At 69.5% G+C, this 16,415-nt stretch carries 15 protein-coding genes; 4 read left to right on the top strand and 11 right to left on the bottom strand.

The genetic code is table 11. The features are described from left to right. The first annotated feature begins 30 nt into the window (after positions 1-30). Positions 31-690 (top strand): Crp/Fnr family transcriptional regulator, encoded by a 660-nt coding sequence (locus R8F63_18915; GenBank protein ID MDW3220683.1) that lies wholly within the window; start codon positions 31-33, stop codon positions 688-690. A 6-nt stretch (positions 691-696) separates the two neighbouring features. Here R8F63_18915 and radA read toward each other — a convergent pair whose 3' ends face one another. From radA to R8F63_18900, 3 genes are all read right to left on the bottom strand, one after another. Next, positions 697-2,052: a DNA repair protein RadA gene (radA, locus tag R8F63_18910; protein MDW3220682.1), complete on the bottom strand. Its 1,356-nt coding sequence runs from the start codon at positions 2,050-2,052 to the stop codon at positions 697-699. Positions 2,053-2,102: 50 nt separating this feature from the next. Continuing rightward, positions 2,103-3,578: a hypothetical protein gene (locus tag R8F63_18905; protein ID MDW3220681.1), complete on the bottom strand. Its 1,476-nt coding sequence runs from the start codon at positions 3,576-3,578 to the stop codon at positions 2,103-2,105. Between the two features lie 148 nt (positions 3,579-3,726). Then, positions 3,727-6,288: an ATP-dependent Clp protease ATP-binding subunit gene (locus tag R8F63_18900; protein ID MDW3220680.1), complete on the bottom strand. Its 2,562-nt coding sequence runs from the start codon at positions 6,286-6,288 to the stop codon at positions 3,727-3,729. A 175-nt stretch (positions 6,289-6,463) separates the two neighbouring features. Between R8F63_18900 and R8F63_18895 the strand changes: the two genes are divergently transcribed. From R8F63_18895 to R8F63_18885, 3 genes are read left to right on the top strand one after another with little or no spacing between them, the layout of a single operon-like run. Further along, positions 6,464-7,483: a polyprenyl synthetase family protein gene (locus R8F63_18895; GenBank protein ID MDW3220679.1), complete on the top strand. Its 1,020-nt coding sequence runs from the start codon at positions 6,464-6,466 to the stop codon at positions 7,481-7,483. A 25-nt stretch (positions 7,484-7,508) separates the two neighbouring features. After that, the gene (locus tag R8F63_18890; GenBank protein ID MDW3220678.1) at positions 7,509-8,621 is read left to right on the top strand and encodes an alcohol dehydrogenase family protein; all 1,113 of its coding nucleotides are present in this window, start codon (positions 7,509-7,511) and stop codon (positions 8,619-8,621) included. Further along, entirely contained in the window at positions 8,618-9,457 is an 840-nt protein-coding gene (locus tag R8F63_18885) for a sulfotransferase (protein ID MDW3220677.1), read from the top strand. Before R8F63_18890 ends, R8F63_18885 begins: the two co-directional genes overlap by 4 nt. Here the strand turns inward: R8F63_18885 and lysS are convergent. From lysS to folP, 8 genes are read right to left on the bottom strand one after another with little or no spacing between them, the layout of a single operon-like run. After that, the gene (gene lysS / locus R8F63_18880) at positions 9,402-10,862 is read right to left on the bottom strand and encodes a lysine--tRNA ligase (GenBank protein MDW3220676.1); all 1,461 of its coding nucleotides are present in this window, start codon (positions 10,860-10,862) and stop codon (positions 9,402-9,404) included. The genes R8F63_18885 and lysS overlap by 56 nt on opposite strands. A 7-nt stretch (positions 10,863-10,869) precedes the next feature. Continuing rightward, a complete protein-coding gene (locus tag R8F63_18875; protein ID MDW3220675.1) occupies positions 10,870-11,664 on the bottom strand; it encodes a type III pantothenate kinase in 795 nt (264 codons plus the stop codon). Between the two features lie 17 nt (positions 11,665-11,681). After that, complete coding sequence (locus R8F63_18870) at positions 11,682-12,506, bottom strand: phospholipid scramblase-related protein (GenBank protein ID MDW3220674.1); 825 nt, start codon at positions 12,504-12,506, stop codon at positions 11,682-11,684. Positions 12,507-12,556: 50 nt separating this feature from the next. After that, positions 12,557-13,405: a pantoate--beta-alanine ligase gene (gene panC / locus R8F63_18865; GenBank protein ID MDW3220673.1), complete on the bottom strand. Its 849-nt coding sequence runs from the start codon at positions 13,403-13,405 to the stop codon at positions 12,557-12,559. Then, a complete protein-coding gene (folK, locus tag R8F63_18860) occupies positions 13,402-14,628 on the bottom strand; it encodes a 2-amino-4-hydroxy-6-hydroxymethyldihydropteridine diphosphokinase (protein ID MDW3220672.1) in 1,227 nt (408 codons plus the stop codon). Before folK ends, panC begins: the two co-directional genes overlap by 4 nt. Then, positions 14,625-14,987, bottom strand: coding sequence for a dihydroneopterin aldolase (gene folB, locus R8F63_18855; protein MDW3220671.1), 363 nt, complete (start codon positions 14,985-14,987; stop codon positions 14,625-14,627). The genes folK and folB overlap by 4 nt, the downstream gene beginning before the upstream one ends. 8 nt (positions 14,988-14,995) lie before the next feature. After that, complete coding sequence (locus R8F63_18850; protein MDW3220670.1) at positions 14,996-15,619, bottom strand: hypothetical protein; 624 nt, start codon at positions 15,617-15,619, stop codon at positions 14,996-14,998. Then, entirely contained in the window at positions 15,616-16,407 is a 792-nt protein-coding gene (gene folP, locus R8F63_18845; GenBank protein MDW3220669.1) for a dihydropteroate synthase, read from the bottom strand. The genes R8F63_18850 and folP overlap by 4 nt, the downstream gene beginning before the upstream one ends. Between the last annotated feature and the right edge of the window lie 8 nt (positions 16,408-16,415).

Genomic DNA, 16,415 nt, shown 5'->3' with positions numbered 1-16,415 from the left:
GAGTTCACCTGCCTAGTCTGGTGGCCGCCCATGCCTGACACCAGCACACTTCGCGCCACCCTGCTCTTCGCCGAGGTCGGTGAGGCGCAACTGTCCGAGATCGCCGCTACCGCCGACGAGCAGGTCCTTCGCCGCGGCGACGTGCTGTTCACCGAGGGCCAGGAACCCGATCAGATCTACATCGTCACCTCGGGTCGCATCGCGATCGCGAACAAGTCGATCGACGGTCGCGAGTCGGTCGTCGCGCTCATGGAGGCGGGTGACCTTTTCGGTGAGATGCCCCTCTTCGACGGACTCGGGCGATCGGCGGAGGCCCGGGCGCTGGAACCCTCGTCGGTGATCTCGATCCCCTACGGGCCGGTCCGCGACCTGTACGAACAGGAGCCGGCCGAACTCTGGAGCGTCGTGAAGCTCCTCGCCATGCGGCTCCGCTCGATGGACGAGACACTCGCCGACAGCGTCTTTCTCGACGTCACCGGCCGGACCGCCAAGCGACTGCTCGAGCTGGCCGGCGAGGACGACGAGTTCATCCTGCCGATCACGCAGGAGGAGTTGGCCGGCATGGTCGGCGCCAGCCGTGAACGGGTGAACAAGGCCATCGCCTCGTTCGTCAAGCTCGGTTGGCTCGAACAGAGCGACCGCCGCTACACCATCACGAACCGCGAACAGCTCTCGATCCGCTCCCGCTGAGGTCCGTCAGCTCGGACCGACGTCGGCGAGTTGCACAGCGGCCGAAAGCGTCGGTGCCCGCAGCACGGTGAGCCCCTCCGGCGCCTCGCCGGTGGCGTGGGGCACGATCGCTCGCCGGAACCCCATGCGTGCGGCCTCGCCGAGGCGCCGGTTGATGTGGCTCACGTGGCGCAACTCGCCACCGAGGCCGACCTCGCCGACGACGACCAGATCATCATCGAGCGCGTTGCCCGTGAGCGACGACGCAACCGCCAGCGCGACGCCCGCGTCGGCGCCCGGGTCGAGAATGCGGGCACCGCCCACGGCGAGGGCATAGACCTCCGCGCTCGAGACCGGCAGGCCGACCCGCCGTTCGAGTACGGCGAGCAGCATCGCGAGGCGGCCCGGATCGAGCCCCTGCGCGCTGCGTCGTGGTGTCGCGAGCTGTGACGGCGCCACCAGGGCCTGCACCTCGACGAGCAGCGGTCGGTTGCCGTCGACCGTGGGCACGACGGCGGAACCCGACACACCGGTGACCCGATCGGCGAGGAACAGGCCGCTCGGATCATCGACCGGGGCAAGCCCCATTTCGTCCATCTGGAGCAAGCCGACCTCGCTCGTGGGACCGAAGCGGTGTTTCGACGCCCGCAGCAGCCGGAGACCGTGTTGGCGATCACCATCGAACTCGAGGACCGTGTCGACGACGTGCTCCAGCACGCGGGGGCCGGCGAGCGTGCCCTCCTTCGTGACGTGTCCGACGAGCAGCATCGCGATGCCGCGCCGCTTCGCCTCCTGCACCAGCTGGTGGGCGCACTCGCGCACCTGGGCGACCGAGCCCGGCGCCGACGAGAGCTCGGGGTTCACGAGGGTCTGCACCGAGTCGATGACGACGATCTCCGGCTTCACCTCGTCGAGCTGAGCGAGCACATGGGGAAGCACGGTCTCGCCCACCAGCCACAGCTCGTCGTGGAGCGCGCCCAGCCGATCGGCCCGCCCCCGCACCTGCGATGCCGACTCCTCGCCGGACACGTAGAGCGCCCGCTGGCCCGATTCCGCCACCGCACCGGCGAGTTGGAGGAGCAGGGTGGACTTCCCGATGCCGGGCTCGCCGCCCACCAGAGTCACCGATCCGGGCACGAGACCGCCTCCGAGGACGCGGTCGACCTCCGCCAAACCGGTGGAGCGGATGTGGGAAGACTCGTCCGCCACCTCCGCGATCGGTTGTGCGAGGGCGGACGGCCCGGTCACCGCCAGCGGCGCCTCGCGTACGTCGAGTTCCTCGACCAGCGTGTTCCACTCGCCGCACCCATCGCAGCGGCCGGCCCACTTCGGCGCGGCGGTGCCACACGACGTGCAGCGGTGGACGGTGCGGGTGCGGGCCATGGGAGGACCCTACGACCCGGGTGTGACAGTCAGCCGCCCGAACCCGACGATCAACTGCCGCGGCTCCGCAGCAGGTCCTCGAACCCGCGAACCAGCGTGTGCTCGCTCTCCGGCGCCGGCTCGGTTCCGGCCACGAACAGGCCGGTCGCCATGCCGAGCTCGTTCGCCGCATCGAGATGGGCCGGCACGTTCGACAGGTAGAAGCAGTCGAACAGATCGACGGACATGCGTCGTCGCGTGGCCTCGAACAGCGCCGGCTCGGGCAGGGCGGAACCGATCTCACCGCTGACCATCCAGGACGCAACGGCGTCGTCGAGCGCGGCCATGCGGCGCAGCCGGTCACCCCAGGCGCGCGGCTGGTTGCCGATGGCGGCCACCGGTAGCCGGCTCGAACGCATGCGGTCGAGGAACGGGTGCAGCCCCGGAACCAGCCGGAACGACGACAGGTAGCGCGTCTCCAACTCCTCCGCGACCGGCCCGAGCCCGACGTCGGCCCAGAACTCCTCCACCGAGATCCGGCCGAGGATCAGCTTCCGGTGCAGCTCCCGCACCTGATCGGCGTCCGCGTCGGGCTGCTCCCCTGTGATCAGCGGGATCAGCAATCCTTCGACCGGGTCGGTGGGGCGGACGAGCACGCCGTGGACGTCCACGATGAGGAGCCGCAGCATGCGCCGGCGGGGCCGGTTCGCCTCCTCGGCTCGCGTCTCGGCCCGGTGCTGGCGGCGGCGCACGTCACGACGACGCCGGCCCTTGGGCGTGCGGATCGTGGCCAGGGCGAAGGCGCCGAGCCGGGCGAGCAGGATCCCGATCAGGAACAGACCGGCGAGCAGCGCCACGAGGGCCCAGACGCGGGGAAGGATGTCCTCGACCGTCGACGACGCGTCGATCGGCACGAGCTCGGCGGTTCCGAACGTCGCCTCCCAGACCACGGCCTCGCCGTCGACCTCGCCGGACTCGGTGGACTCGCTGCCGGGCAGTCGCACCCGCACCGTGATCGTGCTGTCGTCGCCGCGTTCCTCGGCGAGCTCCGCGCCGCGATTGCTCAGGTCGAGATCGGCCGGCAGGAAGTCGTCCACGAACGCGTCGGGTGAGGGGTTCGGGTTGAGCGTCCCCTCGACGTCGTAGTGCGTCTTGGCCGGCGCGAGCCCGATGCGATCGAAGTTGTGGGTCTTCTCGAGGACGATGTCGACGAAGGTGATGTCGTCGCGGTCGGCGCGTATGAACTCGCTGAGCACGCCGTGCAGGTCCTCGGCGTTCTCGAACCGCTTCGCGGCGCTGAAGTCCATCGCACCGGTGGCGTCGACCGTCGGGCCCTCGATGGTCCAGCCCGCGTCCGTGAGATCGTCGAACACGAGCTCGGTGGGGTCGTCGGCCAGCGCGGCGACGGCGGCCGGATCGGCAACGACGGTGACCGTGACGGTGCCCGACCCATCCGGCTCGACATGGATGTCGATGGTGGTGTCGACCTTGCAGGCACCGGCCAGGAGGACGAGCATCCCGAGGAGCAGCACACGAACCCGACGCATCGGTCCGACGCTAGACGCCAGAACGCGAGCGCGGAGGCCACGGCACAAATCCGGCCCGCCTCCGACCCTCGACGGACGACGACACGACGAATCGACAGCGCGCAAAGGTGGGACGGGACTCTGACCCCGGCGTCTCAACGGGACGCGACTAGACGGTTTCGCTGCCGCCTTCGAGGATGTCCTCGAGTTCGGGCTCGGGGGGCTCGAAGCCCTCGATGGCCCGGAAGACGACCATCAGCTCGTTGTCCGTCTCGGGATCGGGCTCGACGTCGACGATGATGATCTCACCGGCGCGGAACTCCTTGTAGAGGAGCTTCTCCGACAGCGGATCCTCGACGAGGCGCTGGAGCGCCCGGCGCAGCGGACGGGCACCGAGGGTCGGGTCGTAGCCCTTCGCCGCGAGATGGTCCTTGGCGGCGTCGGTGAGCTCGAGGCCCATCCCCTGCCCGCCGAGCTGCACCGCGGTGCGGCTGACCATGAGGTCGACGATCTGGCGGACCTCGGGCTGGCTCAGCTCGTGGAACACGATCGTGTCGTCGATGCGGTTCAGGAACTCCGGGCGGAAGTGCTGCTTCAGCGCGTCGTTGACCTTCTCCTTCATCTTCTCGTAGCTGACGGCCTCGTCGCCTGAGCCGAAGCCGATCTGTGCCTTGCGGAGATCGGCGGTGCCGAGGTTGGAGGTCATGATCAGCACGGTGTTGCGGAAGTCGACCGAGCGACCCTGCGAGTCGGTGAGTCGGCCCTCTTCGAGGATCTGCAGCAGCGTGTTGAAGACATCGGGGTGGGCCTTCTCGACCTCGTCGAAGAGCACGACGGAGAACGGCTTGCGCCGCACCTTCTCGGTGAGCTGACCGCCCTCTTCGTAGCCGACGTAGCCGGGGGGCGAGCCGACCAGGCGACTCACGGTGTGCTTCTCCATGTATTCCGACATGTCGAGGCTGATGAGTGACGACTCGTCGCCGAAGAGGAACTCGGCGAGGGTCTTGGCGAGTTCGGTCTTGCCCACGCCCGAGGGGCCCAGGAAGATGAACGACCCGCTGGGTCGCTTGGGGTCCTTGAGACCGGCCCGCGTCCGGCGGATCGCCTGGGACACGGCCTTGATCGCGTCTTCTTGACCGATGACCCGCTTGTGGAGCTCTTCCTCCATGCGCAGGAGCTTCTCGGTCTCCTCTTCGGTGAGCTTGTAGACCGGGATGCCGGTCCAAAGGGACAGCACCTCGGCGATGGCCTCTTCGTCGACCTCGTCGAACAGGTCGACGCCGGACGCCTTGGCTTCGCCCTCGAGGGATTCACGGCGGGCGAGGAGTTCCTTCTCCTTGTCACGGAGACGGCCGGCTTCCTCGAACTGCTGGCTCTCGACGGCGTCCTTCTTCGAACGGACGACGTCCGCGAGCTCGGCTTCGAGCTCCTTGTATTCCGGCGGCGTCTCCATGCGCTTGATGCGCAGACGGGAGCCGGCCTCGTCGATCAGGTCGATGGCCTTGTCCGGCAGGTGGCGGTCCGAGATGTAGCGATCGGCCAGGTTGGCCGCGGCCACGAGCGCCTGATCGGTGATGGTGACCCGGTGGTGGGTCTCGTAGCGGTCGCGCAGACCCTTCAGGATCTCGATCGTGTGGGGCACGGTCGGCTCGTCCACGACCACCTTCTGGAAGCGACGCTCGAGCGCGGCGTCCTTCTCGAGGTGCTTGCGGTACTCGTCAAGCGTGGTGGCACCGATGGTCTGGAGCTCACCGCGGGCGAGCATCGGCTTGAGGATCGACGCAGCGTCGATCGCGCCCTCGGCCGCACCGGCACCGACGAGGGTGTGGATCTCGTCGATGAACAGGATGATGTCGCCGCGGGTCTTGATCTCCTTGAGCACCTTCTTGAGGCGCTCCTCGAAGTCACCGCGGTAGCGCGAGCCGGCGACGAGGGCGCCGAGATCGAGCGTGTAGAGCTGCTTGTTGTGCAGTGTCTCGGGCACGTCGTCCGCCGCGATCGACTGGGCGAGGCCCTCGACGATGGCGGTCTTGCCGACGCCGGGCTCGCCGACGAGCACCGGGTTGTTCTTCGTGCGCCGCGACAGGATCTGCATGACCCGCTCGGCCTCACGGCTCCGACCGATCACCGGATCGAGGCCCTTCTCGCGGGCGAGCTGGGTGAGATTGCGGCCGAACTGGTCGAGCACGAGCGAACCCGAGGCACTGTCGCCCCCGGAACCGCCGGCCGTGGCGCCGGCCTTCTCGCTTCCGCCGGAGCTGCCGGACGAATCGCTGCCACCGCCGCCCGACCCGGAGTAGCCGGAGAGCAGCTGGATGACCTGCTGACGGACGCGGGACAGATCCGCGCCGAGCTTCACGAGGACCTGGGCGGCGACACCCTCGCCCTCACGGATCAGGCCGAGCAGGATGTGTTCGGTGCCGATGTAGTTGTGACCGAGCTGGAGCGCTTCGCGCAGGCTCAGCTCGAGGACCTTCTTGGCCCGCGGGGTGAACGGGATGTGCCCGCTGGGCGACGAACCGCCCTGACCGATGATCTCCTCGACCTGGTTGCGCACGGCTTCCAGGGAGATGCCCAGGGACTCGAGCGCCTTGGCGGCGACACCCTCGCCCTCGTGGATGAGGCCGAGAAGGATGTGTTCGGTGCCGATGTAGTTGTGGTTGAGCAGGCGCGCTTCCTCCTGCGCCAACACCACAACACGTCGAGCCCTGTCGGTGAACCGCTCGAACATCGGGTTATCCCTCCCAGGTCTGGGTCGTTGCAAGGAGTGTACCGGGGTGACCCGGCCTGAAACGGTCGAATCCGGCGAACTCCTGTCCTGCCCATCGGCACAACCGTTGCCGGTGTGAACACCGACACGGAAACTCATATGGGCCGAAACCGGCATTTTCACCTAGCGTGTCCCCGTGGCTTCGTCCCCCCTCTCGATCCTGCCGAGCATGGAAGACGACCTGAAGCGCGTCGAGGACGAACTGCTCCGGGTCGTCTCCGCCGAGGGCGACTTCCTGACCGAGATCGCCAGTCATCTGATCCTGGCCGGGGGAAAGCGGGTCCGCCCGGGCTTCGCCATTGCGGCGTCCTCCGTGCTGGATCCCGAGGGCCATCCGGCCTCGCTCGACGTGATCCGGGGCGGGTGCGCGGTCGAGCTCGTCCACATCGGTTCGCTCTACCACGACGACGTGATGGACGACGCCACCACCCGCCGCAGTGTGAAGAGCGTCAACGCCGAGTGGGGCAACCTGCGGGCCATCCTCGCCGGTGACTATCTGCTGGGTCGCTCGTCGGAGCTCGCCTCGGCGCTCGGCACCGAGGTCGCCGGCATCCTCGCCACCACGATCACCGAGCTCTGCGAGGGCCAGATCCTCGAGCTCGAGTCGGCCTACGACCCCGATCGGTCGCTCGACGCCTACGAGCGTTCGATCGCCGGCAAGACCTCGTCCCTGCTCGCCACGGCCTGTCGCGTCGGCGCGATCGTCGGGGATCTGCCCCGCCCGGTCGTCGAGGCGATGACCGAGTTCGGCACGGCCTACGGCATGGCCTTCCAGGTGGTCGACGACATCCTCGACATCATCGCCACCGATCAGCAGCTCGGGAAGCCGGCCGGCAACGATCTCGTCGAGGGCATCTACACGCTCCCCGTGATCCACGCCCTGGCGGATCCGATCCTCGGTCCGGATCTGCGTCCCCTGCTCACCGAGGACATCACGTCCGACCAACGGGACCGGGCCCGCGAGATCGTGCGGGGGAGCGACGGGGTGCGCATCGCGCTCGACGTCGCCCAGTCCTGGGCCGACAAGGCCGCCGCGACACTCACGGATCTGCCGGACACGCCCGGCGCCCGGGCCCTGCGAGCCGCCGCCGATCACCTGATCGAGCGCGCTGCCGCCCCGTTGGGCCGCAAGCGTTTCAGCCGCAAGCCCCGCTGAGCGATCGCGGCCGACCCGAGCGTCGATGACACCACGCCCCGACACCATGCGGGCCGCCCTGCTGCTCGGTAACGGCGGGCCCGAGACGCTCGAGGTCCGCGACGACGTGGCCGTGCCGACGCCAGGGCCCGGTGATGTGCTGATCAAGGTGCATGCCTGCGGCATGAACAACACCGACATCAACACGCGGGTCGGCTGGTACAGCCGATCGGTGACGGGTGCGACCACGGATGGCGGGTTCGAGGAGTCGAAGACCGACGACGCGACCTGGGGGCGCGGCGGGCTCGAGTTCCCCCGCATCCAGGGCGCCGACATCGCCGGCACCGTCGTCGCGGTCGGTGACGGTGTCGAAGCCGGACTCGTCGGCCGGCGGGTCATGGTCGACCCGTGGATCCGCGATCTGGCCGAGCCCTCCAACCGTGAGCTCGCGGGCTACCTGGGCAGCGAACAGGACGGGGGCTTCGCCGAGTACGCGAAGGTCCAGGCGCCCAACGTCCATCCGATCGACTGCGATCTCAGCGACGCGGAACTCGCCACGTTCGCCTGCTCGTGGTCGACCGCGGAACACATGCTCCATCGCGTCGGCCTGCGGGCCGGCCAGTCGATCGCCGTTCCGGGCGCGTCCGGAGGAGTCGGCAGCGCCCTGGTCCAGCTCGCGAAGCGACGCGGCGCCCGGGTGGTGGCGATCGCCGGGCAGGCGAAGCTCGACCAGGTCAGCGCGCTCGGCGCCGACGCCGTGGTCGCCCGCGAGAACGATGGCCTCGTGCCCGCGGTCGTCGAGGCCAACCGTGGTCCGTTCGACGTCGTGGCCGACATCGTCGGTGGGGATGACTTCGCGCCCTGGCTCGATGCCCTCCGCCGGGGCGGTCGCTACGTGACCTCGGGCGCCATCGCCGGCCCGATCGTGGCGTTGGACCTCCGCACGCTCTACCTCAACGACCTCGAGCTCTACGGGGCGACGGTTTTCGAGCCGCAGATCTTCGCCGACCTCGTCGGCTACATCGAGCGGGGCGAGGTGCGCCCGGTGCTCGGCGGCACCTATCCGCTCGAACGGATCCACGAGGCGCAGGAGGCATTCGGCCGCAAGGCCCACATCGGCAACCTCGTGATCACCCTCGACCCAGACTCAGGGACGTGACCGAACCGGCGACCACACCGACCTACCTGTTCATCCTGTGTCCGCCCTACTCCGGGTCGACCCTGCTGTGGCGACTCGTCGCGACCTCCTCCCACGCCTCGATCCTGCCCGCGGAGGGTCAGTTCCTGCCCGAGGTCCGCGACGAGATGCGCGCCGCGGCCTGGGAGCCGGACCGCGACGTGGGTTGGCCCCGCGTCAAGGCGGTGTGGGACGACTACTGGGACCAGGCGATGCCCGTCCTGGTGGAGAAGAGCCCGCCGAACGCGGCTCGGGCGCGCGAGATCGTCGAGCACTTCGACCCCGTCGCGTTCCTGGTCATGGTGCGCAACCCCTACGCCCACGTGGAGGGGTTGATGCGGCGCAACGGTTGGCGGGCCACGAGAGCCGCGGCGTTCGCCGCCATGACGCTCGACGTGCAGACGGACAACGCCCGCACGCTCCCCGATGCCGTGCATTTCACCTACGAAGACCTGGCCGCTGATCCCGCCGGCGTGCTGGGCCGGGTGCGCGAGCTGCTTCCCGTGCTGGACGACATGGACGCGACCGGCGAGTTCGCCATCCACTCGGTGGACGGCACCGTCGCGCGGGGCGTCGTGAATCTCAACGCGAGGAAGATCCGGCGCCTGTCGGGTCGTTCCCTCCGCGCGATCAACACCGTGCTCGACGAGCACCACGACGCGATGGCGTTCTGGGGCTACGACCGCGAGGAGCCGACCGTGGCCCGGTCGGCGCGAGCCGTCGGCGTGCGGTCGGTCGACGCGGCCCGGCGGGCGGGCCGGTTCAGTCGGCGGGTGATTCGGGGGGTTCGTCGCCGGCTGCGTCCGTCCCGTCGCTGACCTGTTCGGGCCGCAGCGTGGGAAACAGCACGACGTCGCGGATCGTCGTGGTACCGGTGAGCAGCATCACGAGCCGGTCCACCCCGATACCGAGGCCGGCGGTCGCGGGCAGTCCGTACTCGAGGGCGCGGATGTAGTCCTCGTCGACCACCATCGCCTCGTCGTCGCCGGCATCGCGCTCGGCTTCCTGCGACTCGAACCGCGCCCGCTGCACGGCGGGGTCCTGGAGCTCGGAGAAGCCGTTGCACAGCTCGCGGCCCGCGACGATCGCCTCGAAGCGCTCGGTGTAGCCCGGCCGATCCCGGTGCTCACGGGAGAGGGGCGACACCTCGATCGGGTAGTCCGTCACGAACACCGGGCCCCAGAGCTCGGACTCGGTGGTCTTCTCGTAGATCTCGAGGATCAGCTTGCCCGGCCCGTAGTGGGCCTTCGTCTCGACGCCGAACTTGTCGCACAGGGCGCGGAGCTCGTCGATCGGGGTGTCGAGGCTGACCTCCACGCCGGCGTGTTCGAGGATGAGCTCCTCCATCGTGGCGCGGCGCCACGGCGTGGAGAGGTCCACCTCGCGGCCGTCGTAGTCGATCGTGGTCGTGCCGAGCACGTCCGTCGCCGCGGCCGCCACGAGCTCCTCGGTGAGCGTCATCATGTCGTTGTGGTCCGCGTAGGCCCAGTAGAGCTCGAGCATCGTGAACTCGGGGTTGTGCCGGGTCGACATCCCCTCGTTGCGGAAGACGCGGCCGATCTCGAACACCTTCTCCATGCCGCCGACGACCAGCCGCTTCAGGTACAGCTCCGGCGCGATCCGCAGGAACAGCTCGGTGTCGAGCGCGTTGTGATGGGTGGCGAACGGCTTCGCCAGCGCGCCGCCGGGGATGGGGTGCAGCATCGGGGTCTCGACCTCGATGAAGTCGCGCTCGCCGAGCCAACGCCGCATCGCGGCGACGATCTGGGAGCGCCGGCGGAACGCCGTGCGAGCCTCCTCGGTGACCCACAGGTCGACATAGCGCTGGCGGTAGCGGAGATCCTGGTCACTGATCCCGTGGAACTTGTCGGGGAACGGCCGCTGCGCGTGAGCGAGCACCGTCCACTCGTCGACCGTGATCGACAGCTCACCGCGGCGGGTCTTGATGATGGTGCCGGTGACGCAGAGCCAGTCACCGATGGAGGTGTTCGTGAGCGCCGCGAAGTCCGGGGTCGACGCCTCGCGGGCGAACAGTTGGATCCGCCCGGTCGAGTCCTGGAGCACGAGGAACGCGAGCTTGCCCTGGTCGCGCCGGAGCATGATCCGCCCGGCGAGCGTGACCGATTCGTCCGTCTCCTGACCGTCCTCGAGCTTCTCGTCGAACGGCAGGACGTCAGCGACCGTGTGGGTCACGTCGGCGCGGTACGGGACGGGTTCGGTCATGGGCGGGTCACCGCTGGTTTCGATGGTGGACGATCCGCAGCCCGTGGAGGGTGAGGAAGGGCTCGACGTGTTCGATCGACTCGGCCACCGGTGAGATGAGGTGGGCGAGGCCGCCGGTTGCGACGACGTTGATGTCCCCGAGCTCCGCGGCGAATCGCTCCACCATGCCGTCGATCATCGCGGCGAAGCCGTAGACGGCACCGGACTGGATCGACTCGACGGTGGACTTGCCGATGACGCTACGGGGCTCGACCAGCTCGATGGCCCGCAGCTGGGCGGCCCGGCCGAACAGCGCGTCGAGGCTGATCTCGATGCCCGGCGCGATGGCGCCACCGAGGAACTCACCGTCGGCGGAGATGACGTCGAAGTTGTTACCCGTTCCGAAGTCGACGACCACGGTCGGCCCGCCGTAGAGATCGTGGGCCGCGATGGCGTTGGCGATGCGGTCGGCGCCGACCTCCTTCGGATTGTCGTAGAGGATCGGCATGCCGGTCTTCACGCCGGGCTCGATCACGATCGGATCGAACGAGAGGTACCGGCTCACCATCTCGCGCAGGTTCGCGAGGATCCGCGGCACACCGGAGCAGATCGCCACGCCCCGCAGGTCGGACTCGAGCTCCACGTCCGCGGTGTCGAGCAGGGACCGGATCGCGATCGCGTACTCGTCCGAGGTGCGCTCCCGATCGGTGGACAGCCGCCAGTGGTCGACGAGGCCGACCGCCGCGCCTTCGCCCCGGTCACTGTCGAGGTCGTACAGCCCGAGGACGTTCTGGGTGTTGCCGACGTCGATCGTGAGGAGCACCCCGAAACGCTATCGGTTCAGCCCAGACCTCGTGAATCCTGTTTCAGGGCGAGATCGACCGAGACGGCGGACGCGACCACGAGGCTGCGCATGGGCTCCTCCAGCGGACGGTGGATCTGGAGCACATAGTTGTCGGCGGTGGTGAACATCGTCTTCGCGAGGCCCTCCCACGTCTTGGTGATGCGGGCGACCTCGTTGCCGGCGGCGTCCTGCAGGTTGAAGTTCCAGGCCCGCCAGTTCTCGCCGTTGAGGGACCCGATCTCGCCGTTCATGCCTTCGAGCGAGAAACGGATCTTGCCGATCATGTTCTTCTGGACGATCGACCCGATCTGGTTGCCCGCGGCGTCCGAGACATGGACCTTCGACTTCGCGAACTTGGCCGGCCGGGTGACCGAGAGCTGCACGGCGCCGTTGGTGTCCACGAGCTGGAGCGTGTGGGTCATGAACTGGTCGAGGCTGCTGACGAAGCGAGCGACCTTCTTCAGGGTGGACTGGCCGACCTGCCGGATCGCCCCGATCTGGGTGCCGTTCTGGTCGTACACGGCGTATTCCGTGTTCATCTCGAGCAGCTTGGCCTTCTGGTTCACCACCAGGACCGGCTCGGTGAAGATGGTGCCGCCACCGGGCGCCGCGCCGGGCTGGACGCCGGCCTTGGCGGAGACCTGCTGCTGGATCTTCTCGGCGCTCATGCCCGTGGTGGGCACAGCGCCCGCATCGGTGAGCGGAGCGACGCTCTGGCGCCCGTGGTTCGAGACGTGCTCGGTCCACTTCGTGCCGTCGTGGTAGCGCAGCTCGTGCACGCCACCGGGGTCCGGATACCAGTCCGCCGTGTACGCAGTCATGGAAGCGAGCGTAGGCGCGGACCACGGCCGGGGGATGCCATGCCGACGCGTCAGACGGTCGTGCCGTCGTTGTCGATGAGGCGGGCCTTGCTGAACTTCACCGCGAGCAGCAGTCGCACGTCGCCTCGCAGCGGCCCGTCGGCGGTGAGCGATTCGGCCGACACGGCAGCCGCATAGTCGACCGAGCCGTCGGGAGCATCGGCGGCGAGCACGGCGCGCATGGCCGCCGCGACCGACGCGCCATCGCGCTCTCCGGCGCGCAGGGCGGCGAGCCCGGCGTCGAGCGCCCGGCGCAGGGCCGGGGCCTGTGCCCGTTCGGTCGGCGTCAGGTAGACGTTGCGGCTCGACATGGCCAGGCCGTCCGGCTCCCGCACGATCGGGCACGGCACGACCTCGGCCGGGATGCTGAGGTCGCTCGCCATACGGGTCACCACGGCGACCTGCTGCCAGTCCTTCGCCCCGAAGTAGGCGCGGCACGGCCCAACGATCGCGAAGAGCTTGGTGACGACCGTGGCGACGCCGGCGAAGTGGGTCGGCCGGTGCACGCCCTCGAGCGGCGCACTGACACCGGGCACGGTGACCACCGTGTCGACCGGGCGCGGGTACATCTCCTCGACGGACGGCGCGAACACGTAGTCCGCACCGGCCGCGTCGCAGCGGGCGGTGTCCGCGTCGAGGTCTCGGGGGTAGTCCTCGAGGTCCTCGCCCTCGGCGAACTGGAGCGGGTTGACGAAGATCGACACGACCGTCCGGTCGTTCGCGGCGACGGCGGCGTCGATCAGCGAGACATGGCCGTCGTGGAGGTAGCCCATCGTCGGGACGAAGCCGACACGCCGGCCGGCAGCCCGGTCGGCGTCGAGCTGTGCCCGCACGTCCGCGATCGTCGTGAAGATGATCACGATGCTCCCTCCGCGTCGGACGCGGACCGCCCGGCGAGGCGGCGGGCCTCGCGCGCCATCGCCTCGTAGGACGCCCGTTCGTCCTCCGGCAACGCGGCGAGGTGACGTTCGATCGTCGCCTCGTCGCCGCGGGCGGCGGGGCCGGTCAGCGCGGCGGCGGGGCCGAGCGCGGCCACGTTCTCGACCGAGCCGCGGATCAGTTGCAGGAAGGCGTCGAAGGGCACACCCGCCGTCGCCGCGATGCGCTCGGCATGGCCGAGCAGGGCGACCAGATGGTTCGAGGCCACCACCGCGGCGGCGTGGTAGGCCGCCCGGTCGGCGTCGGCCACGTGGAACGCCTGCCCCTCGAGCGCGGCCACGATCTGCTGCACGCGTGGGTCGCCGGCGATCGCGAACCACGCGCCCGGGAGGCGGGCCGCGCCCGTCTCGGCGTCCGGCATGGAGACCAGCGGATGGATCGCCGCCACCCGGGGGTGGTCACCCAGGACGTCGAGGCCGAGGGACCCGGCCAGATGGGCGACGGCCACGTCCGCGCGCCGGGGCAACGCGGCGGCGACATCGGCGATCGCATCGTCCGGCGTGGCGATGACGACGAGATCCGCGTCGGCTCCCACCGTCGAGCGGTCCGCGTCGCGCCCGAAGATCGTCGGCTCGGGCCACCCGGCCCTCGTGAGCGCCGCCGCCAACGCGCCACCGGCGCGCCCGCCACCCACGATGTGGGTCCGCAGCACGGTGGGTTCGGCCTCGAGCTCGTCGAGTCGGCCGACCCGCACGATCCCGTCCGCTGCGGCGGTGGCCTCGACGTCGTAGCCGTCCGGCAGCAGGTCCGCGCCGAGGTCGGCGAGCGGCACGAGCACGAAGGAGCGCTCGAACATCCGGGGATGGGGCACCAGCAGGTCCGGCGGGTCGTCGACCGTCTCCCCGTCCACCCAGAGCACGTCGACGTCGAGCGTGCGCGGTCCCCAGTGATCGATGCGCACCCGTTGGGCTTCGGCCTCACAGGCGCGGCAGACGTCGAGCAGGGCGCGGGCGTCGAGCTCCGTGTCGAGCCGCACGACCATGTTGAGGAACGCGTCCTGTGCGATCTCGCTGATCGGCGGGGTCTCGTAGACGGCGGACTCACCGTCCACGTCCGGGATCGAGGCGATCGCCCGCCGCAGGTGGCCGACCCGATCCCCGATGTTGGACCCGAGCGCGAGGAACGCCCGGTGTCGCTCGCTCATCCCCGCCGGCGGGTCAGCCGGATACCGCTCGACCCGAGATCCTGGGCAACCGGTGGGCGGAGTTTGCGCACCTCGACGGTCACCTCGACGACCCGGTCGAAGCGCAGCATCTCCTCGGCGATGCGCTCCGCCATGCGCTCGAACAGCTGGAATGCCTCACTGGACGTCACGGCCTCGATCCGATCGAGCACAGCGCCGTAGTCGACGGTCTCCTCCAGCCGGTCCGACATCGTCGCCGGAAGTTCGGCGACGAGATCGATGTCGAACGCGTAGGGCTGCTGTCGGTCCTGCTCCTCGGGCAACGCGCCACAGAGGCACATGAGGCGCAGGTCGCGGAGCTGGATGGTGTCGGTGGCCATGCCGACCCTCAGTCGTCGTCCCCGTCGGCCGCCTCGGCCGCCGACTCGTCGTCCTCGCCGCCCTCGTCGCCCTCGCCGTCCTCCGGCTCCGGCTCGGGTTCGGGCGCGAAGGCATCCGGGCCGAGCTCGGCCGACGGCGTGCACTTCTCGACCATGGCCACGAGCTCACGGGCGAGCGGGCCGAGCTCGCGTTCGAAGAGCTGCTCGGTGACCATGATCGCCCGGGGCCCGTCGGGCACGAGCTCCATCCAGAGCAGGTAGGCCGCCATCAGGCCCGCAACCCGCTCCCCGAGCTCCTCGCGGTGCACGACGATCTTGTGGCCGGCGTCGACATGGTCGCGGATCGAGGCCATCGCCCGGGTGAGCCCGAGGGGGCCATCGGCCGGACCGGAGAAGGGCACATGGTGGAACGGGACGCCCAGTTCCTCGTAGTTGTGCAGGTTGTGCGTGGATCCGATCAGCGACACGACGAAGTCGAACTCGTGCTGGCGCAGCCAGATGATCTCTTCCTGCCGGCGCACCTTGCGATGACTGTCGCCGTAGCCGCCGGGCCGCTCGCACACGGCCACGCGATCCTTGACGATCCAACGGAAATGGCGCGGCTCGATGCCCTGCGCCCATTTCCCCCTCATGAGTTCACCACTCGCACGGCGTGGACCGTACCGCGGACATCGTGCACGCGGACGATGTCCGCGCCCATATGCGCGCTCCACGTGGCCATCGCGACGGATCCCTCGTAGCGGTCGTCGACCGGTGTCGCCGGGGTTTCCCCTGCAATGCCATCGGAAACGGCGTGGAGCTCGCCGACGAAACGCTTGCGGCTGACCCCCACGAGCACCGGCGCGATCGGGACGAACCGGTCGAGGTTCGCGACGAGCTCGAGATTGTGCACGGACGTCTTCCCGAAGCCGATGCCGGGATCCACCCACATCCGCTCCACGCCGGCCCGCCGGCCCCGGGCGGCCGCATCGTCGAGAAACGTCGCGATCTCCTCGACCACGTCGTCATAGCGGGGGTCGTCCTGCATGGTCGCCGACGGGCCGAGCGAGTGCATCGCCACCCAGCCGACACCCAGATCGGCGGCCACGGTCTCCAACGACGCCGACACGTCGTTGATGATCGTCGCGCCGGCACCGACCGCGGCGATCGCCACCGCCGGTTTGGTCGTGTCGACCGAGATCGCCGCGTCGCCGATGGTTCCCGCGAGTGCCTCGATCACGGGTACGACCCGGTCGAGTTCGACCTGCTCGGGCACCGGTTCGGACCCTGGCCGGGTGCTCTCGCCGCCGATGTCGATCAGCTCGGCGCCCTCGGCGAGCAGCCGACGGGCGTGGGCGACCGCGGTGGCCGGATCGGCGAACTCGCCGCCGTCCGAGAACGAATCCGGTGTGACGTTGACGACGCCCATGACCCGGGTCATCGCCGTGA

It is taken from the genome of Acidimicrobiales bacterium (genome assembly GCA_033344915.1).
Lineage (GTDB): Bacteria > Actinomycetota > Acidimicrobiia > Acidimicrobiales > Aldehydirespiratoraceae > JAJRXC01.
The sequence above is the reverse complement of the archived record's forward strand: the minus strand, read 5'-3'. Positions and strand labels throughout refer to the sequence as shown.

Excerpts from the sequence above, each read along its gene's own strand:
- folP (MDW3220669.1), bottom strand. The coding sequence starts at position 16,407 with ATGACCCGGGTCATGGGCGTCGTCAACGTCACACCGGATTCGTTCTCG.
- folK (MDW3220672.1), bottom strand. The coding sequence starts at position 14,628 with ATGAGCGAGCGACACCGGGCGTTCCTCGCGCTCGGGTCCAACATCGGG.
- R8F63_18870 (MDW3220674.1), bottom strand. The coding sequence starts at position 12,506 with ATGACTGCGTACACGGCGGACTGGTATCCGGACCCCGGTGGCGTGCAC.
- R8F63_18890 (MDW3220678.1), top strand. The coding sequence starts at position 7,509 with ATGACACCACGCCCCGACACCATGCGGGCCGCCCTGCTGCTCGGTAAC.
- folB (MDW3220671.1), bottom strand. The coding sequence starts at position 14,987 with ATGGCCACCGACACCATCCAGCTCCGCGACCTGCGCCTCATGTGCCTC.
- radA (MDW3220682.1), bottom strand. The coding sequence starts at position 2,052 with ATGGCCCGCACCCGCACCGTCCACCGCTGCACGTCGTGTGGCACCGCC.
- R8F63_18915 (MDW3220683.1), top strand. The coding sequence starts at position 31 with ATGCCTGACACCAGCACACTTCGCGCCACCCTGCTCTTCGCCGAGGTC.
- lysS (MDW3220676.1), bottom strand. The coding sequence starts at position 10,862 with ATGACCGAACCCGTCCCGTACCGCGCCGACGTGACCCACACGGTCGCT.
- R8F63_18905 (MDW3220681.1), bottom strand. The coding sequence starts at position 3,578 with ATGCGTCGGGTTCGTGTGCTGCTCCTCGGGATGCTCGTCCTCCTGGCC.
- R8F63_18900 (MDW3220680.1), bottom strand. The coding sequence starts at position 6,288 with ATGTTCGAGCGGTTCACCGACAGGGCTCGACGTGTTGTGGTGTTGGCG.
- R8F63_18850 (MDW3220670.1), bottom strand. The coding sequence starts at position 15,619 with ATGAGGGGGAAATGGGCGCAGGGCATCGAGCCGCGCCATTTCCGTTGG.